Annotated in this window: 20 protein-coding genes; 15 read left to right on the forward strand and 5 right to left on the reverse strand. The window is 72.4% G+C overall.

The window, feature by feature from the left end:
* The first annotated feature begins 140 nt into the window (after positions 1 to 140).
* The 5 genes from WMF22_RS47770 (at position 141) to WMF22_RS47790 (ending at position 5,322) form a co-directional block, all read left to right on the forward strand.
* On the forward strand, positions 141 to 2,123 hold the full coding sequence (locus WMF22_RS47770; protein ID WP_437296481.1) for an aconitase family protein: 1,983 nt from the start codon (positions 141 to 143) through the stop codon (positions 2,121 to 2,123).
* 134 nt (positions 2,124 to 2,257) lie between these two features.
* Entirely contained in the window at positions 2,258 to 2,488 is a 231-nt protein-coding gene (locus WMF22_RS47775) for a TIGR04563 family protein (RefSeq protein WP_012241296.1), read from the forward strand.
* A 42-nt stretch (positions 2,489 to 2,530) separates the two neighbouring features.
* A complete protein-coding gene (locus tag WMF22_RS47780; protein WP_437296482.1) occupies positions 2,531 to 3,595 on the forward strand; it encodes an alpha/beta fold hydrolase in 1,065 nt (354 codons plus the stop codon).
* Positions 3,592 to 4,782, forward strand: coding sequence for a hypothetical protein (locus tag WMF22_RS47785; protein WP_438034091.1), 1,191 nt, complete (start codon positions 3,592 to 3,594; stop codon positions 4,780 to 4,782). The genes WMF22_RS47780 and WMF22_RS47785 overlap by 4 nt, the downstream gene beginning before the upstream one ends.
* Before the next feature lie 54 nt (positions 4,783 to 4,836).
* On the forward strand, positions 4,837 to 5,322 hold the full coding sequence (locus WMF22_RS47790; protein ID WP_438034092.1) for a YbjN domain-containing protein: 486 nt from the start codon (positions 4,837 to 4,839) through the stop codon (positions 5,320 to 5,322).
* 42 nt (positions 5,323 to 5,364) lie between these two features.
* Here the strand turns inward: WMF22_RS47790 and WMF22_RS47795 are convergent, their stop codons facing one another.
* Positions 5,365 to 6,651: a formylglycine-generating enzyme family protein gene (locus WMF22_RS47795; RefSeq protein ID WP_438034093.1), complete on the reverse strand. Its 1,287-nt coding sequence runs from the start codon at positions 6,649 to 6,651 to the stop codon at positions 5,365 to 5,367.
* 86 nt (positions 6,652 to 6,737) lie between these two features.
* Between WMF22_RS47795 and WMF22_RS47800 the strand changes: the two genes are divergently transcribed.
* The 4 genes from WMF22_RS47800 (at position 6,738) to WMF22_RS47815 (ending at position 9,143) form a co-directional block, all read left to right on the forward strand.
* Positions 6,738 to 7,001: a hypothetical protein gene (locus tag WMF22_RS47800; RefSeq protein ID WP_437991616.1), complete on the forward strand. Its 264-nt coding sequence runs from the start codon at positions 6,738 to 6,740 to the stop codon at positions 6,999 to 7,001.
* Between the two features lie 10 nt (positions 7,002 to 7,011).
* Positions 7,012 to 7,974 (forward strand): prepilin peptidase, encoded by a 963-nt coding sequence (locus tag WMF22_RS47805; RefSeq protein WP_437301686.1) that lies wholly within the window; start codon positions 7,012 to 7,014, stop codon positions 7,972 to 7,974.
* On the forward strand, positions 7,971 to 8,330 hold the full coding sequence (locus WMF22_RS47810) for a YXWGXW repeat-containing protein (RefSeq protein ID WP_437296486.1): 360 nt from the start codon (positions 7,971 to 7,973) through the stop codon (positions 8,328 to 8,330). Before WMF22_RS47805 ends, WMF22_RS47810 begins: the two co-directional genes overlap by 4 nt.
* A gap of 117 nt (positions 8,331 to 8,447) precedes the next feature.
* The gene (locus tag WMF22_RS47815; RefSeq protein WP_438034094.1) at positions 8,448 to 9,143 is read left to right on the forward strand and encodes a hypothetical protein; all 696 of its coding nucleotides are present in this window, start codon (positions 8,448 to 8,450) and stop codon (positions 9,141 to 9,143) included.
* A 23-nt stretch (positions 9,144 to 9,166) separates the two neighbouring features.
* Here WMF22_RS47815 and WMF22_RS47820 read toward each other — a convergent pair whose 3' ends face one another.
* Positions 9,167 to 11,137 carry a serine/threonine protein kinase gene (locus WMF22_RS47820; protein ID WP_437296488.1) on the reverse strand — a complete coding sequence of 657 codons (1,971 nt, stop codon included), beginning with the start codon at positions 11,135 to 11,137 and terminating at the stop codon, positions 9,167 to 9,169.
* A gap of 179 nt (positions 11,138 to 11,316) precedes the next feature.
* Between WMF22_RS47820 and WMF22_RS47825 the strand changes: the two genes are divergently transcribed.
* From WMF22_RS47825 to WMF22_RS47840, 4 genes are all read left to right on the forward strand, one after another.
* Positions 11,317 to 13,113, forward strand: coding sequence for an AMP-dependent synthetase/ligase (locus WMF22_RS47825; RefSeq protein ID WP_437296489.1), 1,797 nt, complete (start codon positions 11,317 to 11,319; stop codon positions 13,111 to 13,113).
* A gap of 3 nt (positions 13,114 to 13,116) precedes the next feature.
* Positions 13,117 to 13,830 (forward strand): HAD family hydrolase, encoded by a 714-nt coding sequence (locus tag WMF22_RS47830; RefSeq protein WP_437296490.1) that lies wholly within the window; start codon positions 13,117 to 13,119, stop codon positions 13,828 to 13,830.
* Between the two features lie 315 nt (positions 13,831 to 14,145).
* The gene (locus WMF22_RS47835; RefSeq protein ID WP_012241308.1) at positions 14,146 to 14,355 is read left to right on the forward strand and encodes a hypothetical protein; all 210 of its coding nucleotides are present in this window, start codon (positions 14,146 to 14,148) and stop codon (positions 14,353 to 14,355) included.
* Between the two features lie 10 nt (positions 14,356 to 14,365).
* Positions 14,366 to 14,677, forward strand: coding sequence for a hypothetical protein (locus tag WMF22_RS47840; protein ID WP_437296491.1), 312 nt, complete (start codon positions 14,366 to 14,368; stop codon positions 14,675 to 14,677).
* An 80-nt stretch (positions 14,678 to 14,757) separates the two neighbouring features.
* Here the strand turns inward: WMF22_RS47840 and WMF22_RS47845 are convergent, their stop codons facing one another.
* The 3 genes from WMF22_RS47845 to WMF22_RS47855 all read right to left on the reverse strand — a co-directional run bounded on the left by WMF22_RS47845 (position 14,758) and on the right by WMF22_RS47855 (position 17,099).
* Positions 14,758 to 15,168, reverse strand: coding sequence for a hypothetical protein (locus tag WMF22_RS47845; protein ID WP_438034095.1), 411 nt, complete (start codon positions 15,166 to 15,168; stop codon positions 14,758 to 14,760).
* Between the two features lie 295 nt (positions 15,169 to 15,463).
* Positions 15,464 to 15,781, reverse strand: coding sequence for a YtxH domain-containing protein (locus WMF22_RS47850; RefSeq protein WP_437296493.1), 318 nt, complete (start codon positions 15,779 to 15,781; stop codon positions 15,464 to 15,466).
* A gap of 190 nt (positions 15,782 to 15,971) precedes the next feature.
* A complete protein-coding gene (locus WMF22_RS47855) occupies positions 15,972 to 17,099 on the reverse strand; it encodes a hypothetical protein (RefSeq protein ID WP_438034096.1) in 1,128 nt (375 codons plus the stop codon).
* A gap of 589 nt (positions 17,100 to 17,688) precedes the next feature.
* Between WMF22_RS47855 and WMF22_RS47860 the strand changes: the two genes are divergently transcribed.
* Together WMF22_RS47860 and WMF22_RS47865 are read left to right on the forward strand one after the other, a co-directional pair.
* Positions 17,689 to 19,800 (forward strand): zinc-ribbon domain-containing protein, encoded by a 2,112-nt coding sequence (locus WMF22_RS47860; RefSeq protein ID WP_438034097.1) that lies wholly within the window; start codon positions 17,689 to 17,691, stop codon positions 19,798 to 19,800.
* Positions 19,793 to 21,652 carry a S49 family peptidase gene (locus WMF22_RS47865; RefSeq protein WP_437296496.1) on the forward strand — a complete coding sequence of 620 codons (1,860 nt, stop codon included), beginning with the start codon at positions 19,793 to 19,795 and terminating at the stop codon, positions 21,650 to 21,652. The genes WMF22_RS47860 and WMF22_RS47865 overlap by 8 nt, the downstream gene beginning before the upstream one ends.
* The last annotated feature ends 87 nt before the right edge of the window (positions 21,653 to 21,739 follow it).

Genomic DNA, 21,739 nt, shown 5'->3' on the forward strand with positions numbered 1-21,739 from the left:
TGGATTTCCTGCCTTCGACGTAAGACGCACGGAGCTCCGCGCGCGCCGCGCAAAGACCGCCGTTGGCGCCTCCGCCCAGAGCGACTAGGTGTGGAGAGGTCCCAGCGCGCGCGGCGCGTCCCGGGGCGTCCGAGGTGCAGATGCCGATCCCCCGCCGGAAGTCCGTTCAAGTCACCGGGAGGACCCTCTACCTGACCGAGGACCCGGCGCTCCTGAAGCAGCAGCTGGCGGGCGGCGAGCTTCGCTTCGATCCCGAGCAGCACGCGCTGATCGACAACATCTCGACCGACGAGCTCACGCCGGGCTGGGTCTGTTACTACTACGACGAGACGCTCGCCCGTTACTGCCTGGTCGGGCTGCGCGGCGGGCACATCGAGCGCGACGCCATCAAGAACGGCGGCTTCGGCGTCATCGTCAGCGGGCGCTCGAAGGGGTGCGGCAGCTCGCGCGAGACGGCGCCGTACTCGGAGCGCGAGGCGGGGATCCAGATCGTCGTCGCGCGCAGCATCGAGAAGATCTACGGCCAGAACTGCCAGAACATCGGGCTGCTCACGACGACCGATTTCTCGCTCCTCGACCGGATCGCGCGGGGCGACGAGATCCCGATCGGCGAGTTCACCCGCGGGCTCGACCCGATCAGCGCCGACGTCGTCGAGTACGGCGGCCTCTTCGCCTACAACAAGGCGCGGATGGCCGGCGAGGTCTCGCCGCCCACCCTGGCCACGCCGCCGCGGCCGATGACGCTGTGCGAGAAGATCATCGCGGCGCACGCGATCGTGGACGCCCGGGCAGGGAAGATCGGCGTCCCCGCGGTCAAGCCTGGAGACGCGCTCTTCGCCCGCATCGACGTGCGCTTCTCGCACGAGTACGTCACGCCGATGGCCGAGTCGCTCTTCCGGGCGGGCGTCGGGCCGGACGCGGTCGTGACCGAGCCGGAGAGCGTCTTCGCCTTCCGGGATCACCTGACGTTCCTCGATCGCGTGATGCCGGAGGCGCACCTCAGGCTCGGCCTGCGGGAGCAGGCGGCCTCGCTCGCGACGGTGCAGCAGGCCTTCGCCGAGCGGCACGGGATCAAGCTGTACGGCGAGGTCGAGCGCGACGGCAGGACCGTGGGCTCGGAGGCCATCTGCCACAACAAGGTGATCGAGGAGCTCGCGCTGCCAGGGCAGATCGTGGCGGGGACCGACTCGCACACCTGCATGGCGGGGGCGCTCGGGTGCTTCGCGTTCGGCGTCGGCTCGACGGACATGGCGAACGCGTGGCTCACGCGCGACGTCCGCGTCGCGGTGCCGCAGTCGGTGCGTTTCAACCTGACCGGGCGGCTCGGGCCGGGGGTCACGGCGAAGGACGTGATGCTGTTCCTGCTCTCGCAGCCGTTCTGGAAGACGGGCCAGGGCATCGGCAAGGTGCTCGAGTTCGCGGGGGATGGCGTCCGCGCGATGGGGCTCGACGAGCGGGCGACGCTCACCAACATGGCGGTCGAGGCGGGCGGCTTCACGGGGATCATCGAGGCCGACGAGGAGATCGTGCGCTACCTCGTCGAGCAGCGCGGGCTCTCCGCGGAGGACGTGCGCGCGCGCATCGTGCGCGCGGATGCGGGCGCCGAGTACATGGCGACGTTCGACGTCGATCTCGCGTCGGTCGAGCCGATGGTCGCGACGCCGGGCGATCCGCGGAACGGCGTGCCGCTGCGGTCGCTCGACGAGGCCGCCGGCGGTCCGGTGAAGATCGACATCGCGTACGGAGGCTCGTGCACGGGCGGCAAGAAGGCCGACATGGACATGTACGCGTCCGTGCTGCGCCAGGCGGTCGAGCGGGGCAAGCGCGTCGCCGACGGCGTGCACCTCTACATCCAGTTCGGCTCGCAGGACATCCGCCGCTACGCGGAGGCCAAGGGCTACCTCGAGATCTTCGAGAAAGCCGGCGCCGAGCTCGTCGACCCCTCCTGCGGCGCGTGCATCAAGGCCGGTCCCGGTGTATCCGACCGCAAGGAACAGGTCACGGTCTCGGCCATCAACCGGAACTTCCCGGGGCGAAGCGGGCCCGGCCAGGTCTACCTGGCCAGTCCCCTCATCGTCGCGGCGAGCGCGATTGCGGGGAAGATCGCATTCCCGGAATCATGACGCAGAGCGCCTATCGCGGTAATACACACATGGTGGCCGCAATCGGCAGCATGGAAAAACGAATGCTTTCCACGGAAGTGCACCGTACGCTAAGGTGCTCTTCTGTGGCGGATCGGGAGGAGCCCCAAGAGCGTATGACCGACAAGGACACGCTGGCGAAAAACAACGAAGCCTCGAAGACGGACAAGCGGAAGCAGAGCCTCTACTTTCCGGAGTCGATGCTGCAGGAAATCAAGGAGGAAGCGGCGCGGCTCGATCGCTCGCTTTCTTGGGTTGTGCAGCGCGCGTGGAAGCTGGCGCGGATAGACATCAAAAAGCTTCCGAGTGTCAATGACGTGGCTGACGACGAGGACAGCGGCGACTAACATCGCCGCGAGCCTCGCGTAAGCCGCGTCGCTCGGGGATCGATGGGTCGAGAGCTTTTCGCCGCCGGGAAGGACGGTACGCGGATCTACGTCCGCTACCGGGAAGGTCCCGGCGGCAGCGGAAGCTTGGCCAGCGGGGTCGGGGCGGGCTCGGGACGCCTCACCGCGGTGCTCTGTGACGGCATCGCGTGCGACGGCTTCATCTGGAAGTACCTCTGGGACGACCTGGCCCGTACGGTCAACGTCGCCCACTGGAACTATCGCGGCCACGGTCGCAGCAGCCTGCCTGGTGATCCGCAGGCGGTCGAGCTGCGCGATCACGCCAGCGATCTGGCTGCGGTGCGCGCGTCGATCGGCGACGGCCCTGTGGTGCTCTTCGGGCACTCGATGGGCTGCCAGGTCGTCCTGGAGCACCTGCGGACCCACCGCGAGGGGGTGCGCGGGCTCGTGCTGGTCTGCGGCTCGTCCGGCAGGATCACGCACCACTTCAAGGGCACGGACGTGCTCGCGCAGCTCCTGCCGCGGCTGATCGAGCAGGTCGACGCGTACCCGCACATCGCGCGCGCGCTCTGGAGCCGCGTGCCCGCGCCGATGGCGCTGCGGATCGCGCTGCTCACGCGGGAGGTCGACGCGAGCGCGGTCACGCCGGCGGATCTGCTGCCGTACATGCGGCACATGGTCGACATCGATTTCTCGATGTTCCTCCACATGCTGCGCAGCGCCGGCGAACACTCGGCGCTCGATCTGCTCCCGCAGATCGACGTGCCCGCGCTCGTGATCGCGGGCGATCGCGACACGTTCACCCCGCCTCGGCTCGCGGAGGAGATGGCGGCGGCGCTGCCGCGCGGAGAGCTGATGATGGTGAGCGGCGGCACGCACGTCGTGCCGCTGGAGCGCAAGAAGATGGTCATCGAGCGCGTGGAGCAGTTCCTCCTGGAGCGCGTCATCGGCGGCGCGTCGCTCGGGGCGAGCGCGCGGGCGTCAGGCCCGCAGGCTGCGACGGATGACGGGCGCTCGCGGTCGCTGGCCGAGGAGGCGTCGTCGCAGCGTCTCGCCGAGGGCGGGTCCTCGCCGGACCATCCGCGCGGGCTCGCGAAGGACGGATGAGGCGGTGCGCGCGCGACCTGCGCGCCCCCGGATCGGCGCGCGGACCGCTGCGGCGCCTCGGCGGCGTGGGGGCGCCGCGCATGCTCGTCGCGGCGGCGCTGCTCGCGGCCTCGTGCGCGCGACCGTCGTCCGAGCGCAGCGACGGGTCCGTCGGCGCGATCGCTGCGCTCGTCGACGAGGAGAGCGCGCCTGCGATCGGCGCGCCCACGGCGCGCTCGCCGGCCGATGCGCGCTCGGCAGCCGATGCGCGCCCGCCGGCCGAGACGAGCTCGCCTCCCGCGTCGAGCGCCTGGGCCGCGGGGGAAGCGCGCGTCGCGCGTGCCCTCCAGCGCTCTCCCCTGCGCGCGCTGCGGCTCACGGGCAAGCTGGCGGACGGCCGGTTCGAGGCGACGCTCTCGCTGGGCGCGCCCGCGGAAGGGGCGGCCCCGCGCGAGGTGAAGGTGAAGCTCGCGCCGGCGCAGAAGAAGGCCCCGCTCGCGTTCCGGCGCCCGCTCGCGTTCTACCGCATGGCGAAAGCGCTCGGCGCGCATGTCGTGCCCGCGGCGGCGGCGCGACGCATCGGCATCGGCGAGCTCGCGGCGCTCATCGGCCGGGAGCCGAACGCACGCAAGCTGCTGCGCCGCCTCGCCGTCATGAACGACGGGACGGTCGACGCGCTGGTCCTCGCGCCCGCTCCCGGTCCGCCCGGCCCGCGCTGGATCTCGCCTCGCCGGCGGTCGGTGCGCTTCGACGACGCGCCCGAGCTCGACGTGTGGGCGCGCTGGGCTCGGTCGCCGTCGCCTGTGCGCGGCGAGCGCACGGTCATCCTCCGTGACTACCTGGAGGTGCTGGCGCTCGATTACCTGGCGGGCAACGGGCTCCGGAAGGAGATCGTCATCGACGTGCAAGCGGGAGCGCTCAGCCTGGAGGCCAACGCGAGCGCCTTCCCGCTGCACGTGAAGGCGCACGAGCTCGATAGGCAGCTCGGGCGCCTCGTGGAAGCGGCGCGGTTCCCCCGGGCCCTCCGCGATGCGCTGGCGCGCTTCGGCCCCGAGGCGGCCGCCGCGGCGCTGCGCCCCGGCGGCATCGAGGAGGAGCTGGTGCCGCCGCGCGCGCTCGTCGAGCTCGAGGAGCGGAGGCTAGCGCTGCTCAGCCTGATCGCGGCGAAGCTCGCCGACCGGGGAGAGGACGCCGTCCTCAGCCTCTAGCGCCCCTCGCCTCCGTCGCTCGCCCCCGCGAGAGGGCTCCCGGCGCGCCGCATCTTGATCTCCGGCGGCGGCAGGGCGATCACGTTATCCGTGATCGACGTGGCGACCCTGCAGCGCTGGACGGAGGAGATCGGCTACAGCGCCGAGCTGACGAAGCCGTCGACCCTGCGCATCCGTCCGCGCGAGGAAGGGGTCGTCGAGCTCCCTCCGTTCTACGTCCAGTGCACCGAGAACTGGGTCGTGCTCTCGATGTTCGGCGTGCTCGATCTGCTCGACGCGCAATGCGACGCCCAGGGCGGCCCTGCGATGCCGACCCTGGCCGAGGACACCGGCCAGGTGCTCGGCCTGCTCCGTCATCTGCTCGAGGCCAACCGCGACATGCGCGTCGCCAAGTTCGCCCTCGATGATCGGAACGAGATCCTGCTGTGCGCCGAGCTGCCCACCGAGTCGCTCGACCGCTCGGAGTTCGTCGACGCGGTCGAGCGGATCATCGAATACGGCACGACCTACCAGCACACCCTGCTCGGCGCCGACACCTGAGGCGCCGGGGCGCGTCGGTGTCCGGTCCGCGCCGCGGCGGGGTCACTTCTGCGTGATCACCACGCGGTTGTCGTCCCGGTAGGTGATGTTGCCGGACTCGCCGCGGCAGTCCCAGCAGGTCGCCCACGCGAGCCGTCGCCGCACGTAGCCGTTGAACCCGAGCGCGAGCGGCCCCGGGTCGTCCTTGAGCAGCAGCGACGACGCGATGCGGTAGCGATCTCCAGGGAGCTTCAGGAACGCGACGATGAACGCGTCGTCGTCGGCCTTTCCCGTCACGACGAGCACCTCCTCGCCCGGGACCGGGTTCCAGAGCAGCGGAGACGTCGTGAGCGTTGTGTTCGGGGGCGGGCCCGCCTCGGGCTGCCTCGCCGGAGCGCCGCTCGGCGCGAGCCGCGTCCGGCTCCGGCTGAGCACGGCGTTCGCGTCGTCGGGCTCCTTGAAGAAGGAGATCTGCCCGCCGAGGTCGCGCAGCTGCGGCACCGACGCGAGCAGCTCTGCGACCTGCTGCGGCCCGATCTCCGCGCGCCGGAACGTCTGCTGCCACTGCGGCGACGGGATCGACGCCGCGTTCGGCGCGCCGTGGCAGCACCGGAAGCCGATGTCGTCGCCCGACACCGCCGGATCGACCGCCGCGCGGCGCGCGCACCGGTGATCCACGGCGCTCGCGCTGGCCGTGGCCCCGCGCACGGCGGCGGCCTTGGGCTGGAGGTTCTCGATCGGCGCGATGTCGCTCGCGGTCCACTCGCGCAGCGCGGCGCCCATCCCGACGACGCCGAACCCGGATGCGCACGACGCGGGCGCCTTGGCGCACGCCGGGTCCCACGCCGCGCCGCCCGCGTAGGGCGTCCCCTCGGGGCCCTTGCACGCGCGCTCCCACTCGAGCTCGGTGCACAGCCTCCCTCCGGCCTGCTGGCAGAGCTCCGAGGCGCGCGCCCGCGTCACCCCGGTGAGCGGAGCCTGCGCAGGATCGTTCGGGTACAGGTGGCGATCGACGGTGAAGCCGCCCAGCTCGACGTCGAGCAACGCCGGCTCGAGCGTCGGATCGCGCCCCTTGTCCCCGGGCGTGCTGCCCGCGACGAGCTTTCCCGCGGGGATCTCGATCCGCGCGGGCCCGGCCGCCGCGGCGCCGGCCCGCGGCGTCGCGCTCGCGGCGGGCGACTCGTTCTCGGCCGCCTCGAGCACCTTCCCCTGGGGCGCGGGCGCCTTCGGGGCGCCTCCGTCCACGCGCTTCTCCCCGGGCTCTCGCTGCTCGGCGCGGCTGCAGCCGGCCCCTCCGGCGATGCCGGCGGCCAGCAGGATCAGGGCAACGGCAGGCGTCCTCGTCGGCACGGTTCCTCGTGAGCGCCTCGCCTTATGTCGCAGGACCCCTCGCCCGTCAAAGTGCCCGCGCTATGCTGGCCGGGATGGGGCAGGGCGTGAGCGGCGCACCGGATCCGATGGCCTCGCAGATGGCGCAGCTCCTCGCTGGCAGCGATCTCGACGAGCTGCGCGAGATCGTGAGGCGGTGGGTCGCCGAGGCGCCGACCGAGGGTGTGCGCCGTCACTACCAGGAGCTCGGCGGCCGCCTCGTCGACCTCAAGGCGGCGCTCGCCGAGAACCCCGTGCAACCGACGATCGCGGAGCTCGAGCAGGCGCTCACGATGATGCTCCGGCTCGCCGCGTCGAGCCCGAGGACGTGAGCCCCAGGTGATGCTCGCCGATTTTCCGCCGTGGTTCCTGCGCGCCTTCGGGCTCTGCTTCGGCCTGCTCTGGGGGAGCTTCCTCAACGTCGTCATCCACCGCGTCCCGCGCGAGCTCAGCGTCGTCCGTCCGGGCTCGTGCTGCCCGGCGTGCGGCGCGCCGATCCGCGCCTACGACAACATCCCCGTCCTCAGCTACCTGCTGCTGCGCGGCCGCGCTCGCTGCTGCGGGGCGCCCGTGTCGCCGCGGTATCCCCTGGTGGAGGCGGCGGGCGGCTTGCTCTCGCTCGCGATCATCGAGGTCATCATCCTCCGGCTCCCCGGGACGACGCCGGCCCTCCACGCGCTCGCCACGTACACCGCCGGCCTGGCGCTCGCGCTCGGGCTGCTCGCGGCGACGTTCATCGACCTCGAGCACATGTTCATCCCCGACTCGATCACCATCGGCGGCGCGGTGCTCGGCGTCGCGACCGCCTCGCTGCGATCGATGGGCTTCGTCGACGCCCTCGTCGGCGCCGCGGTCGGCTTCGGCATCGTCTGGCTCCCGTTCGTCGTGATCTACCCGCGGATCCGCGGCGGCCGCGTCGGCATGGGCCTCGGCGACGCCAAGCTCCTCATGCTGGCGGGCGCGTGGTTCGGCTGGGGGGGCGCCCTGTTCGTGCTCGGCGCCGGCGCCATCCAGGGATCGATCATGGCGATCGCCGTGCTGCTCCTGCGCGGGAGCATCGAGGAGCCCGAGGCGGTGCGCCTCGAGCGGGAGCAGATCCGCGCCGAGCTCGCGGCCATGTCCCCCGAGGAGCGGGCCGCCGCCGAGGAAGAGCTGGCGCAAGATCCGCTCGCGGAGGAGCCTCGCGAAGGGTTCGGTCAGGCCCGCATGGCGTTCGGCCCGTTCCTCGCGCTCGCGACGCTGGAGTGCCTGCTCGTCGGCCGCGACGTCCTCGACGCGTACCTCGCCTGGATCGACGCAGGATGAACGCCGCCCTGCGCCGCGCGCTCGGGATCCCGCTCGCGTCGCTCCTCGTGCTCGCGGGCTGCGGCAGCTCGCTCCCGCTGCCTCCGACCGGCCCTCACCTGCCGAGCGAGACGACGGTGGTCGTGCCGTACCCTCCGCCGCCTGCGCGGGTCGAGATCATCGCGCCATCCGAGCGGCCGGGCGATGTGTGGATCGACGGCGAGTGGCAGTGGCGGAGCCGCCGCTGGGCGTGGCAGCAGGGACGATGGGAGCCCGTCCCGCCGGGCGCGTATTTCGCGCCTGCCACCACCGTGCGCCGCGCAGACGGATCCCTTGTGTGGTTCGCCGGCGTGTGGCACCTCCCCGGCAAGAAGTGATCGACACCGCGGCCGCGCGATGGGAATCCACGTCGTGCCGAGGTGCCCGCCGCCCGATCGGCACCGGCGAGCCAGCTCGGCGTGCCATCCCCTGCACGGATCGATGAGCCTTGCCCCATGATGCTTGCCTGGTCGTTCGCAGCGCGCACACTCGACGAAATCGCCCGACTCCTCCGCGCCCTCGGCAAGCACCGGTACGTGCGCGAGGTCGATCATCGGCTCCACTGGTCCGTCGATCACGCCCTGGCCGAGCTGCCGGAGTTCGCGCCGCACGCGTCGGCCTTCCAGGCGCGCCTCAAGAAGGAGCGCGCGCTCGATCTCGGCTCGCGCGACCCCTCGCTGTGGCGCGAGGCGAAGACCGAGGACGTGATCGCGGCCCTCACGGCGTTCTGGACCCCGGATGACGCGGCGCTGCGCTACCGGAGCCGCCTTTTCGAGGCGCTCGCGCGGACGGGCCTCCCCGAGGCGACGCACGCCCCCTTCGCGTCGGCCCCGAACGACCCCCCGCACCCGGAGCTCGTGATGCTCGACTGGGAGCTCTACCCCGTCGACGAGCTCGACGCCGACCGGCACGCCGGCGCGCTGGCCGCCATGGAAGAGGCCGAGGAGGCGGTCAACGCGTCGGCGCCGATCTACAACGAAGGGCCCGTCATGGCGGCGCCGGAGCTCTGCGAGGGAGCGCCCAACGGGGTGCTCGCGGACGACTTCCTCGTGTGGTCGGATGGGCCTTACAGCTACTCCGACTACGTGTTCCGCGGCGTCGCCAAGGCGGCGAAGCTCGTCGAGCCGCCGATCGGTTACCAGGATCTGTAACGACCGCCCGCGGTCCCCGCGCATCAGTAGGGATCGGGCTTCGGCGGCGGGACGGTGGGATCCGCCTCGGCGGGGGGCTTGACGATCTTCGGGGTCGCCGGGGCCGCGGGAGCCGGCCCCCTCTGCGCGTGGGAGAGCGTCAGCTCGAGCTCGATGTCCCGGTCGAACACGAGCATCCGTCGTTGCGTGGTGTGGCCCGGCGCGGAGACCTCGATCCGGTGCGCCGCGCCGTCCTTGACGAGCTTGCCGTCGAACGGGTTCGAGGGGAGCTCCACCCCGTCGACGAAGATCTTCGCGCTGGCGGGGCGCGCCTTGATCGATGCGCGGAGGAGCGACGCGTCCGTCTCCTCGCGTGGAGCGCTGCTCGCGGCGGATGGCGGCGCGGGCTCCGGCGCGGGCAGCGCGCTCTGGGCCGGCGGCGGGGCCACGCGGAGGCTCTGCTGGACCGGATCGCGCAGCTTCAGGTACAGCGTCGCGGCGCCGACCAGCGCGATGACCGCCGCGAACGCGACGAGCGGCAACCGGGAGCGCCGCGGCGCCGGCGCGGGCTGAACGGCCGTGGCCGGCTCGGTCCGCACGACGGCGTGGAGCGTCGCTTGCGGGGGGCTCGAGCGGTGGAGGGCGCGCGTGGGCGCCGACGGCGAGGAGCCCGTGGTCGCGCCGTCCTCCTGCGCGGGAGGATCCGAGTCGAGCGGATCGCGCCCTGGCAGCGACGGCAGCCTCGGCGCGCGGCCGGCGAGCCCCGGGCTCCCCGCCTCCGCGCCGTGCTCTTGCAGCTGCTTGAGCTGGCGATCGATGATCGCCCGGATCTCGGACCGCTCGCTGGCGAACAGCTCGCGCATGAGCGCGCCGAGCTGCTCGGCCGTCACCTGCTCTTCGAGGCGTTCCGTGTAGCGAGCGAGCTCCGTGCGGAAGGCGGCGGCCGTCGAGTAGCGCTGGTCGGGCGAGTGCGCGAGCGCCTTGCCGCAGATGCGCGCGAGCTCGACGGGCACCTCGGGGCGCGCGGACCGCAGGTCCGGGATGTCCCGCATCAGGCGCGAGATGATCTGCGGATCGGACAGCCCACGCCAGAGGCGGCGGCCGGCGAGCATCTCCCAGAGGATGACGCCGGCCGAGAAGACGTCCGCGCGCCGATCGATCTGGGACGAGTGCGAGAACGCCTGCTCCGGCGCCATGTACGCGACCTTGCCCTTCATCGTGCCGGTCTGCGTCTCGACGAGGCGGTGCGCGGCGAGCGCGATCCCGAAATCGACGATCTTCACCTGCCCGTCGTAGGTGACGAAGATGTTGTGGGGGCTGATGTCGCGGTGGACGACGTTGAGCGGCGCCCCGTCGTAGTCGACGAGCTCGTGGGCGTAGTGGAGGCCGGCCAGCACCTCGCTGAGGATCCAGAACTGGATGGCGAACGGGATCGCCCGCGCTTGCTCTCGCGCGCGGGAGATCACCCGGCTCAGCGGCTGCCCGTCGAGGTACTCCATGGCGATGAAGTACTCGCCGTCCGCGAGGCCGACCTCGTTGGTCTGCACCACGTTGCGGTGGTTCAGGCGGGCGGCGAGGCGGGCCTCGTCGAGCAGCATGTCCCGGAACTCGGGCTCGTCGGCGATGTTGGGCCGGAGGCGCTTGATGACCTGCAGCTTGCTGAAGCCCGCCGGCCCCACAGCGACCGCGAGGTGCACGTCCGCCATGCCCCCGTGCCCGAGCGTCGCGATGAACCGGTATTTTCCGAAGCTCCGCGCGTGCCGATCCGAGGGCGACGGCGGCGCGTCCGGCGGCGCATCCCGGCCGACCGTGGTCGGCGCGTCGCGATCCGCGCGCCGCACCTGGACGGTGGGCGGGGGCTCGGGCGCGGGGACGAGCCCCTGCCTGGAGACCAGGGTCCCGCCGTCGATCGCTGCCCGCACGCGCTCCGGCGGGCCCGAGGCGGCGAGCTCGTTGCTGCGGGCGGAGTCCGCCGCCCAGTCAGCCTCCTCGATCGTCCCTTTGCGCTCGCCCACCGCCGAATGGTCCTGATCCAAAGACGTGCCGTCAAGCTGACGACAGCGCGGGCCAGCAACGCCGCGGCGTCTGCTGCTACTGTGCGGGGCGCCACCCGCCCAGGCGGTCCCGGACCCCGGGCGGGTGCAGCGAGATTCGCCTGTGATTGCGGACCCTTGCCCGTGAACGAGGTAGCCCGATGCCCTGTGACTCGATACCGCGGCGCCTGCTAGGCCAGGCCAAGGCGCGTCCCGAGGCTCCTGCCCACTACGTCAAGGAGGGGGGCTTCTGGAGGATGACCAGCTTCCGGGAGTACGCGGGCGAGGTGCGGCGCGCCGGCAAGGCGCTGCTCGCGCTCGGCCTCGAGCCCGGCGCCACGGTCAGCCTCCTCGGCTTCAACCGGCCCGAGTGGGTGGTGCTCCACGTGGCCTGCATGGCGATCGGGGGCGCTCCCGCGGGCATCTACACGACGTGCTCGCCCGAGGAGGTGCGCCACGTCGTGCGCCATGCGGGGTCGCAGGTGGTGCTGGTCGAGGACAGGGCCCAGCTGGAGAAGGTGCTGAGCCAGTGGGATCGGCTGCCGCAGCTCTCGTGGGTGGTGCTGATGCGGGGCGCGGAGTCTGCGGGCGATCCGCGCGATCCGCGCGATCCGCGGATCCTGGCCTGGGATGAGCTCCTCGCGCGGGGCGACCGCGTCTCGGACGAGCTGCTCGAGCAGCGGCTCGACGCGCTCGAGCCGAACGGCCTCGCGACGCTGCTCTACACCTCCGGGACGGTGGGGCCGCCGAAGGGGGTCATGCTGAGCCATGAGAACCTCACGCGCTCGGCGGACATGGCGGCGCGCCTCATCCCGTGCTCGTCCCGGGACATCGCGCTCTCCTACCTGCCTCTTTCGCACGTCGCCGAGCAGATGTTCACGATCCACATCCCGGCCTCGGTCGGCGCGGCCGTGTACTTCGCCGAGTCGATGGCGGCGCTCGCCGACAACCTGAAGGAGGTGCGGCCCACCGCCTTCTTCGGGGTCCCGCGCGTCTGGGAGAAGCTGAGGGCCGGGATCGACGCGAAGCTCTCCGGCGCGAAGGGTTTGCAGAAGATCATGCTCGAGCAGGCGAGGCGCGTCGGGCTCCAGCACAGCGAGCTCCGCGCCCGAGGCGAGCCGCCGGGGCCGCTGCTCGCGCTCCAGCACCGCGCCTTCGACTCGCTGGTCTACGCGAAGGTGAAGGCGGCCGTGGGGCTCGGCCGCGCGCACGCGTTCAGCAGCGGCGCGGCCCCCATCGCGAAGGAGGTCCTCGAGTTCTTCGCGTCGCTCGACATCCTGATCACCGAGGTCTACGGCCAGTCCGAGGTGACCGGCGCGACGAGCTACAACCTGCCGGGCAGGACGAAGCTCGGCTCCGTGGGGCCGTCGGTGCCAGGCATGGACGTGAAGATCGCGGACGACGGCGAGATCCTCGTGAAGGGGCCGACCGTGTTCCTCGGCTACTACAAGGAGCCAGAGGCGACCGCGCAGGCCCTGGTCGACGGCTGGCTCCACTCGGGGGATCTCGGCCGATTCGACGAGGAAGGGTTCCTCCACATCACCGGGCGGAAGAAGGAGATCCTCATCACGGCCGGCGGGAAGAACGTCTCGCCCAAGAACATCGAGGAGGCGCTCAAGCGCCACGACCTCATCGCCGAGGCGGTGGTCGTCGGCGATGGGCGCAAGTTCCTCACGGCCCTGCTCGTGCTGGCCCCCGACGCGGTGAAGCGCCTCTCGGACGAGCGCGGGCTCGGCCGCGAGCTCTCGCACGCGTCGCCCGAGATCAGGGAGGCCGTGCAGCGGGCCGTCGACGAGGTGAACGGCGAGCTCGCGCAGGTCGAGACGATCAAGAAGTTCTCGATCCTGCCGCGCGGCTTCACCATCGAGGACGGCGAGCTGACGCCGACGCTCAAGATCAAGCGGCGCAATGTGAGCCAGAATTTTGCGCGCGAGATCGAGGCGATGTACGCCGAGTAATCCATGCGCAACGAGCCTGCTACAGCCGTCTCCTTCGACTTCGGCCAGACCCTGGTGGAGCTCGACACCGGGCTGCTCTCCGCGCGCCTCGCCGAGCGGGGCATCGCGGCGCCTCGGGAGCGGCTGGACGGGGCGGTGGACGAGGGCTGGCGCGCGTACAACGAGGCGATCCAGCGCGGGCTCGGTGGCCACCCGTGGAAGATCATGATGCGCCGCCTGCTCGAGGCGGGCGGCGTCGAGGCCAGCGCGCTCGACGCGGCGGTCGACTGGCTCTGGACGGAGCAGCCCCGGAAGAACCTCTGGCGCCGGCCGATCGCGGGGATGATCGACGTCGTGATCGAGCTCCGGCAGGCCGGCGTGCCGGTCGCGGTGCTGTCGAACTCGGAGGGCCGGCTCGAGGAGCTGATCGAAGAGCTCGGCTGGTCGGCGCACTTCGTGGCCGTGGCGGACTCGGGGCGGCTCGGGTTCGAGAAGCCGGGCAGGGAGATCTTCGCGTGGACGGCCGAGCGCCTCGGGGCGCCGCTCGCCGCGGTGGTCCACGTCGGCGATTCCTTCGCCGCCGACGTCGGCGGCGCCCTCGCGGCAGGGATGCGGGCCGTCTGGTTCAAGGGGGACCCGGCGCGTGCCGCGGAGGTGTCCGAGCCCGAGCGGGTGGCGGTGTGCGACGGCGCGGAGGCGCTGCGCCGCGCGCTCCGGGCGTTCGGTATCCGCTTCTAGCCGTGCGCTGCCGCGCGCCGTCGTGCGGCCAGCGATCTCCAGGAGCCCGTCACCTGGCGAGCGCGGCCCGCCTTCGCGGCGCTCGCGCGCGAGGTCGCGAGGTCGCGAGGTCGCGAGGTCCACTAGCGCGTCGCGCGCTCGCCCTTCCGTCCGTGAGCACGAACGTCCCGGAAGGCGCTCTGCCCCGCGCTCGTCGCGCGCGCTTCTCCGCTGGCTTTCCTCGTCCTGCTGCCCCGCGCCGGTGGGTCGGTCTCCAGATCGTGCAGCCGATGCACGTCGCGCGGTGGTTCGGGCATTGCTGGAGACCGGTTCACGATGATCGCCAACGATGCAGACATCGAACAAGAGTCCGGACGCCGGGAGCGGCGAGCGAACGTTCCCGCCGCCGTCCCTCGCCTCTTCGGCGAGGTCCGCCGCGCGGACGAGCGGCTCGTCTCGCTCGTGCAAGAGCGCCCTGTGGCCACGCTCCTCGCGGTGGCCGCCGTGGGCTACCTGATCGGACGGGTCGTTACACGGCTGAGCTGAGGAGGTCATCATGACGGCACGTGAGGTCGAGGCCGAAGGGGAGCGCGACGCGCGGGAGATGGTGAACGACGCGCTCAGCCGGCTCGACGCGGCGGAGGTCAAGCGGGCGGTCTCGGCGTTCGCGCGGGACAACCCGCACGTGGCGATCGCAGCGGCGGCTGGGCTGGGGTTCCTGCTCGGCGGGGGCCTGACGCCGCGCGTGCTCAGCAGGCTCGGGTTGCTCGCGACGCGCAGCTACGTCAAGAGCGCGCTGGCCCAGGCGGTCGAGCTCGTCCTCGATGAGCAGACGCGGCCCCAGAGTCCTCTCGGCTCGTCGCCCTGATCCAGCTGGCACCTGCCGCGCATTCCCTTGGCTGAAGGTGGGCTCGTTTGCGCTGGGCCACGCCGGGCGCAGGTCCTCCTTCAGGCCCTGCGGCTGCAGGTCTTGCGGATGCGGCGACCGCCGCTCTCGCTCAGCACCTCTTCAACGCTGCGGGAAACGTCGGGCAAGCACCGCACGGAGAGCAACGCCCCGCCGCCGGCGCCGCCGTCGTCGAGGCGGCGCGCCTCGTACTCGGGCAGGCGCGCGCCGAGGACGGCGCCGAGCAGGGTGCCGGCAGCGCCGGCGGCGCCCGCTCCCGCGAGGCACGCGACGATGGGCCCCGCCAGGAACGCGTCGAGCCGCGGAATGATCAGCGCGCCTCCTGCCGTGATCGCCGCGAGCGTACCCCCGACGAGCCCTCCGATCACGGCGCCCAGGGCGGCCCCTTCGGACGCCTTGCTGTGGATCGTGAGCTCGATCTCGTCCAGACGGGAGTGCTGCCTGGGCACCATGCTGATGTCCTCGGCCGCGACGCCCAGGGCGAGGAGGCGGCCAAGTGCGCCCGCGGCTTCCGTGCGACCTGGGAAGAATGCAGTGAGCGTCCGGTAATACATCATTCGACGAGTGCCCCTGTGCCGCGGTTCGCGAGGTGTCTCGTTCAATCCATCTGCTCTCGGAAAAGCATCGCTTGTGCCGCTCCGGCTGCGCAGATGTCGCTCGGCTGCTGGAGCACATCCCGGGAAATGATGGAAGGCGCCGCTCCGCGCGTGGGCGGTGCGGCGCCTTCGCGCCCCCCTTGGAGCTCGCTCAGCGGGCGCCGAGCTCGTTGGAGTACGAGCCGGTGCTCTCCTGGAGCTTCTCCTGGATCTGGTCCTGGGTCCGCTGCGCAGCGCCCAGGGCGCGCTCCTTGGCCCTCTCCGCGCGCTCGCGCAGCCGGCTCGTGCTGTCGCGCAGCCGGCGGCGGGCCTCGTCACCTGACGTCGGCGCGACCAGGACGCCAACCCCGACGCCCATGGCGACGCCGAGGCCGAGCCCGAGCGACAGGGGAACGATCCAATCGAGTGAGCTCCTTTTCCTGTAGGGGAACATGTCGGCCATGTAATTGACGAGATCGTCTGCCTTCATTGTGGCTCCGTCGGTTCGTATCGCGTGGGGGCGCGTGACGCGTATCCCTCAGCGTGGATTCACGTGGCTGGAACAGTGACCGGCGGGACGTGAGGCAGCGCGCATGCCAAGGGCATATTGCGCACGGAGGGGGCAGGGCAGGGGGCTGCCCCGCCCCGAGGTGCGATCGCGGCGGAGGAGCGCCGCGGCGTTACCGGCAGAAGCCGTCGATGCAGATCTTGCCTTCGCTGCAGGGCGTCTCGGGATCGCAGTCGCCGCCGAGGTTCTCGCTCGACCCGCAGACCTGGTGCTCGCCGGAGAACGTCGCCACGGTCCTGCACTCGCTCAGCGAGGGCGACTGGTTGTCGCAGGCGTTCGGGTTCGGCTGGTCGCACGAGATGTAGCAGCTGTGGTGCAGACAGATCGACCCCGGCGCGCAGACGTCCTGTGCTCCATCCTCGCCGCACACGAAGTTGCTCGACTGATTCGGGATGCAGCCGTTCTCGACCCAGACGTCGCCCTCGGGGCAGGCGGCGCCGTCGCTCCTCGGAACGCAGGCGCCGTCGACGCAGACGGCGGAGGGGCCGCCGCAGTCGTCGGTGATGACGCAGGGCTGCGCAGGGCGGGAGCAGATGCCGAGGGTCGCGTCGCAGCGGTAGCTGCTGGGGCAGTCCGCGTCCTCGCTGCAGGCGGGCGTGCATTTGCCCTCGACGCACTTGTCGTTGACCGGACACTGCGTCTGATCGAAGCACTGGTCCTGAGGCGCGGTGCAGATGCCGCTGACGCAGAGGTAGTCCGCGCCGAGGCGGGCGCAGTCGGCGTCGGCGCCGCACGCGGCCGGGGTCGTCGGCACGCAGGTCGCATCGTCCCCGTCGCCCTCGCAGACATAGCCGTGGATGCAGCCGAGCGGCTCGCCGCTCGGAAGGACCTGATCGCAGCTGCCGGGCTGACACGTGCCATCCGGCGCGCAGGTCTCGCCGTCGGCGCAGTCGTCCGGGTTGCCGCAGTACACGACGCCGCCGGGGGCCCCGCCGCTGCCCCCCTCCCCGGAGGAGCCGCTCGCGACGCAGGCGGCGGTGTGGTCGTCGGCGATGACGCACTCGAAGCCCCGGCTACACCCCCAGGTCGTGCAGTCGCCGATGTGGCATTGGTTGTCCTCGCCACAGGTCTCGTTGATCCAGCAGTCGGCTGGCCCGTCACAGCCGCTCGGGATGCCGGGCGTGCAGTCCTCGACGACTGCATCACAGAAGGGGCTGTCGGCGTCGTCGTCGTAGATGGGGCAACCCGCGAGGAGGGGCGCCAGCACGCTCGCGAGACCCAGCAGAGTAAGTCGCTTCATTCACCGTCTCCCGAAAGCATTCGGCCGCCCGGCGTCGAGGAGCCGCGCCCTCGCGCGTGACGGTCGCGACCGGACGAGCGTAGCAAGCGACATGCCCCAAACAAGCCTGGCAGGTCGCGGCGTATTTCGGCGCGTATTTCGGCCGATCGCGCGCTCGCCGTGAAGCCGCGTTCACGTCGGCATGTGGCGCGCGCGTGGCGAGGCGAGGCGCGGCCCGGCCCCGATGTGCCGTGCCTCGCGGAGGTCACGCGGCGGCCGCCGCGACATCGGGGGGCAGGGAGGACCGCAGGGGAGGGGGCCGCAGGGGAGGGGGCCCGCAGGGGAGGGGGCCCGCAGGGGAGGGGGCCCGCAGGGGAGGGGGCCCGCAGGGGAGGGGGCCCGCAGGGGAGGGGGCCGCAGGGGACCGCGAACCCTGAACCGCGGTGGAAAGCGGAGGACGGCGCGGCGCGGCGCGACCCTTTGGGGCGCGCAGGGGAACCCGTGCTACCGTTCCGCCGAGTTCCGGGCGGCTACCTCCGAACGAGGAACCCCGGCAGGCTCGCGCCTGGGGGGCCAGCCGTTCGCGAGGACACGGGGACTGGTCGAGCAGATGGATGTCACCTGCGAGCGTTGCAGCACCGAGTACGAGTTCGACGACGCGCTCGTGTCGGAGCGCGGCACGACGGTCAAGTGCACGAACTGCGGCTTCCAGTTCAAGGTCCGCCGCACCGACGGCGCGCTCCCCGAGAAGTGGGTGGTGCGCACGCTCGGCGGCCGGGAGCTCGAGTTCAAGATGCTCCGGGAGCTCCAGGCGGCGATCACCCAGGGCCAGATCACCCGCGACGACGTGATCTCGCGCGGCAACGCGAGGCCGCGGCGGCTCGGGTCGATCGCGGAGCTGGAGCCGTTCTTCAAGGGGCCGGGCAGCATCGTGATGGCCGGGACCGCGCTGGGCATCGGCGGGCCCTCGCCGTTCCCTGGCCGCTCGAGGTCGCTGACGCCTCCAGGGCTCGGCGGTCCGGCGCCGGCGCAGACCGAGCACTCGGTCGCGATCCCGCTCCCGCGGGCGGAGAGCGACGCGGACGTCGCCCCCGAGTCCATCCACGACGCAGAGACGATCGTTCGGGACGTGCGGGAGGTCCAGTCGGGCAGGGAGCGCCCGTCGCCGCGCCGCGGGGCGCAGACAGCGGCCTACGACTCCGAGGCCGGCGCCCCCGCGCGGGCGATGGCGAAGCCGGGCGCGCTGCCCGGGGTCGTGGTGCCGCCGGAAGAGGCGCCGCCGCTGCCGGACGGGCACCCCGCACGCCGGCAGGAGCCGCGGACCCTCCGCGGCCCGGGGGTCGCCGAAGCGCGCCAGGGCGGCGTCAAGCCCGGGCCCGCGGACGCCGGCGGCGAGGGGCAGGGGCGCGCCGCAGGCGTCGTTCCGCTGCGGATGCCGAACAGCGTCCCACCGCCGCGCATGGAGCGCGCCGACAGCGCGGGAGAAGAAGCCCCCGTGGCGAGGCGCGGGGCGCCGCGCGCGGCGAGCGAGAACCACGCGTCGCGGCGGACAGCGACGTCGGGGTCGCCGACCGCACCCGCGGAGCCCGAGGGGCGTCCCTCCTACGTCGACGAGGGGGAGGGCGACGCGGGAATCACGTCGCTGCCCTCGAGGAGGACGGGGATCGCGCGGTGGGTCGTCGGCCTCATCGTCGTCGGCCTCATGGTGGTGAGCGCGGCGACGCTCGGGCCGAAGTACCTCAAGCCGGCCGTCCAGGCCCGGCCTGCGGCGAGCGACGATCGCGTCTCGGCGCTGCTCGCCGAGGGCGAGAGGAGCCTGGCCGAAGGGGATCCGGAGACGGCGAGGGACAAGCTCGTCAAGGCGAGCGCGCTCGCCGAGGACGACCCGCGCGTCGCGGCGGCGCTGGCCCGGGTCGAGACGGTGAACGCGGACGTGCGGTGGCTGCGGCTGCAGCTGCTCGCCGCAGGGGACGCGGATCTGGACACGGCGCGGCACGAGCTCGACATCGCGATCGAGCGCGCCCGCAAGGCGGTCGAGCACGCGCGGCGCGTCGCGCCGGCGAACGCCGAGGTGACCCGCGCGGCGATCGATCTGCTCCGCATGCAGGGCGACCTCGCCTCCGCGCGGAAGCTCGTCGGCGCGATCTCGGCCGAGAGCGCGCAGCCGGAGAGCGCGCTGACGCTGGCCGCGCTCGATCTCGCCGAGGCGCATCCGAGCTGGGCCGCCGTCGTCGAGCGGCTCCGGACGGCGGCGAGCATCGAGCAGAGCCCCGCGCGAGCGCGGGCGCTCCTCGTCTATGCGCTCGCGAGGTCCGGCGATCTGGCGGCCGCGCGCGCCGAGGACGAGCGCCTGCTGGCGACGAGCCGGCCGCACCCGCTCGCGCACCCGCTCCGGGCCTTCATCGACCGGCTCGAGAAGGCGCAGGGCGAGCCAGGAAGCGCCGCCGAGCCGGCGCCCAGCGCGCGCGCGGAGAGCCCGCCGCCGGGCGCTCCTCCGCCGAGCCCAAAGGCCGCGGCGAGCGCTCCTCCCGCGAGCCCGCCGGCGCGCGTTCGCCGCGCGCCGGAGCCGGACGACGGCCGCGTGCCCGACGATTACGTCGCCCCGGGCGGCACCGTCGATACGAGCGATCTGCCCGGCGTGCATCCGCCGCCGACCGCCGCGCCCGGGGTGACGGCGCCGCATATCGACACCTCGGATCTGCCTGGAATGAAGCATGAGTAAGCGCCGAGCTCGAGGGGTGCGGTGGACCGGCGTCGGCGCCCTCGCCGTGGCGGCGTCGATGGCCGGGTGCACCGGCAGAGAGCGGGCGGCGGCGCTGCCGGCGCCCGCCGCGGCGGGCCTCGACGAGCCGGCGGTCATCGAGATCGATCTCTCGCGCGGGCTCCCCGAGAGCGCGTCAGCGTCGCTCTTCGGCCCGCCGAGCGGCAGGACCCACGCGCAGCTCGTGCAGTCGCTGCGAGCGTTGTCCGACTCCGCGAGCGCGAAGGGGTTCCTCGTGCGGCTCGGGAGCGCGCGCCTCGCGTTCGCGCGGGCCCACGAGATCGGCCGGATCCTCGGCGATGTCCGCGCGGCGGGGCGACCTGTCGTGTGCCACGCGGACGAGTACAACAACGCGACCATGCTGCTGGCGTCCATCGCCTGCAGCAAGCTCTGGCTCAGCCCTGCCGGGCAGGTCGACACGGTGGGGATCGCGGCGCAGCTGGTGTTCGCGAAGGGGCTCCTCGACAGGCTCAACGTGGACGTCGACTTCCTCCAGGTGGGGAAGTTCAAGGGCGCGAGCGAGCCGTTCACGCGGGAAGGAGCGAGCCCTGAGGCGCGTCGATCGCTCGAGTCCGCGCTCGGCGGGGTCCGCGAGGCGTGGCTGTCGGCCATCGTGGAGGGGCGCGGCAAGGAGGAGCTCCGGGAGGCCCTCGAGGACGGCCCGTTCGCGCCCGAGGAGGCGAAGGCGAGGGCGCTCGTGGACGAGATCGGCGATCTCGAGTCCGCGACCGAGGACGCGAAGAAGCTCGCTGGCACCGAGCGCTCCGTGCCTCGGTTCGGCGGCGCCCCGCGCGATGCGAGCTTCTCCCGGAGCCTCGTGGACGTGTTCCGCTCGGTCTCCGGGGCGAGCTCGCTGGGGACGCCGCACGTGGCGGTCGTCCCGGCGATCGGCGGCATCAGCATGAGCGCGAAGGGGATGCCCATCGGCTCGTCGGACGGGATCGGCGAGCGCGAGCTCGGGAAAACGATCACGCGCCTCACCGAGGATCAGAGCGCGAAGGCGGTGGTGCTCCGGATCGACTCGCCCGGCGGCTCGGCGCTGGCCTCGGATCTGCTCTGGCAGAAGCTGATGCGGCTGCGGCAGAAGAAGCCGCTCGTCGTCTCGATCGGCGGGATGGCCGCGAGCGGCGGCTACTACCTCGCCTGCGCTGGCACCAAGATCGTCGCAGAGCGGACGAGCATCATCGGCTCGATAGGCGTCGTGGGCGGCAAGTTCGCCGTGGGGAAGGCGCTTGCGGACATCGGGATCAACGCGGAGACGGTCGCGGCCAACCCGGATCCTCAGCGGGCAGCGCGCGCCGCGTACATGTCGGCGCTCACACCCTGGGACGAGCCCACACGGGTCCGTGTGCTCGCCTCCATGGAGGCCGTTTACGATCTGTTCCTGAAGCGCATCACGGCGGGACGGAACCTCCCGTTGGAGACGATCGCGCCGTCGGCGGAGGGACGGATCTTCGGCGGGGTCGAGGCCGCAGGGCGCTCGCTCGTCGATGAGCTCGGCGGCCTGGAGCGAGCGATCGCGCTCGCGCGCGAGCTGGCGGAGCTGCCGGCGGACGCGCCGGTCGAGATCGAGCAGGACGACGGCGGGCTGCTGGAGCTCCTGGCGACCGGCGACGAAGCCAACGAGGGCAGCGCTCGGGCTCCCGACCGCGCAGCGCTCAAGGAGCGCGCGCGGGAGGCGGTGGCTTCCGTCCTCCTGCCGGAGTGGCTCGGCGTCGCGCCGGAGGTCGGGACCTTCGCCGCCTCCATGGCGCCTCTCCTGGCCGGAGAGAGGGCGCTCACGGTGTTACCGTTCGCGGTGACGCTCCGGTAAAGCGCGAGATTGCACCGGAAGACTGGCCTTGTACCTCGGTCGTTCTGGTAGGCTGAGCGGGTTCAGCATACCCGAAGCGGGTCGCCG

The organism is Sorangium sp. So ce204 (assembly GCF_051526795.1).
GTDB lineage: Bacteria > Myxococcota_A > Polyangia > Polyangiales > Polyangiaceae > Sorangium > Sorangium cellulosum_B.

Excerpts from the sequence above, each read along its gene's own strand:
- WMF22_RS47775 (WP_012241296.1), top strand. The coding sequence starts at position 2,258 with ATGACCGACAAGGACACGCTGGCGAAAAACAACGAAGCCTCGAAGACG.
- WMF22_RS47770 (WP_437296481.1), top strand. The coding sequence starts at position 141 with ATGCCGATCCCCCGCCGGAAGTCCGTTCAAGTCACCGGGAGGACCCTC.
- WMF22_RS47840 (WP_437296491.1), top strand. The coding sequence starts at position 14,366 with ATGACGGCACGTGAGGTCGAGGCCGAAGGGGAGCGCGACGCGCGGGAG.
- WMF22_RS47785 (WP_438034091.1), top strand. The coding sequence starts at position 3,592 with ATGAGGCGGTGCGCGCGCGACCTGCGCGCCCCCGGATCGGCGCGCGGA.
- WMF22_RS47860 (WP_438034097.1), top strand. The coding sequence starts at position 17,689 with ATGGATGTCACCTGCGAGCGTTGCAGCACCGAGTACGAGTTCGACGAC.
- WMF22_RS47780 (WP_437296482.1), top strand. The coding sequence starts at position 2,531 with ATGGGTCGAGAGCTTTTCGCCGCCGGGAAGGACGGTACGCGGATCTAC.
- WMF22_RS47865 (WP_437296496.1), top strand. The coding sequence starts at position 19,793 with ATGAGTAAGCGCCGAGCTCGAGGGGTGCGGTGGACCGGCGTCGGCGCC.
- WMF22_RS47815 (WP_438034094.1), top strand. The coding sequence starts at position 8,448 with ATGATGCTTGCCTGGTCGTTCGCAGCGCGCACACTCGACGAAATCGCC.
- WMF22_RS47835 (WP_012241308.1), top strand. The coding sequence starts at position 14,146 with ATGATCGCCAACGATGCAGACATCGAACAAGAGTCCGGACGCCGGGAG.
- WMF22_RS47830 (WP_437296490.1), top strand. The coding sequence starts at position 13,117 with ATGCGCAACGAGCCTGCTACAGCCGTCTCCTTCGACTTCGGCCAGACC.
- WMF22_RS47850 (WP_437296493.1), bottom strand. The coding sequence starts at position 15,781 with ATGAAGGCAGACGATCTCGTCAATTACATGGCCGACATGTTCCCCTAC.
- WMF22_RS47845 (WP_438034095.1), bottom strand. The coding sequence starts at position 15,168 with ATGGTGCCCAGGCAGCACTCCCGTCTGGACGAGATCGAGCTCACGATC.
- WMF22_RS47855 (WP_438034096.1), bottom strand. The coding sequence starts at position 17,099 with ATGAAGCGACTTACTCTGCTGGGTCTCGCGAGCGTGCTGGCGCCCCTC.
- WMF22_RS47805 (WP_437301686.1), top strand. The coding sequence starts at position 7,012 with ATGCTCGCCGATTTTCCGCCGTGGTTCCTGCGCGCCTTCGGGCTCTGC.
- WMF22_RS47825 (WP_437296489.1), top strand. The coding sequence starts at position 11,317 with ATGCCCTGTGACTCGATACCGCGGCGCCTGCTAGGCCAGGCCAAGGCG.
- WMF22_RS47810 (WP_437296486.1), top strand. The coding sequence starts at position 7,971 with ATGAACGCCGCCCTGCGCCGCGCGCTCGGGATCCCGCTCGCGTCGCTC.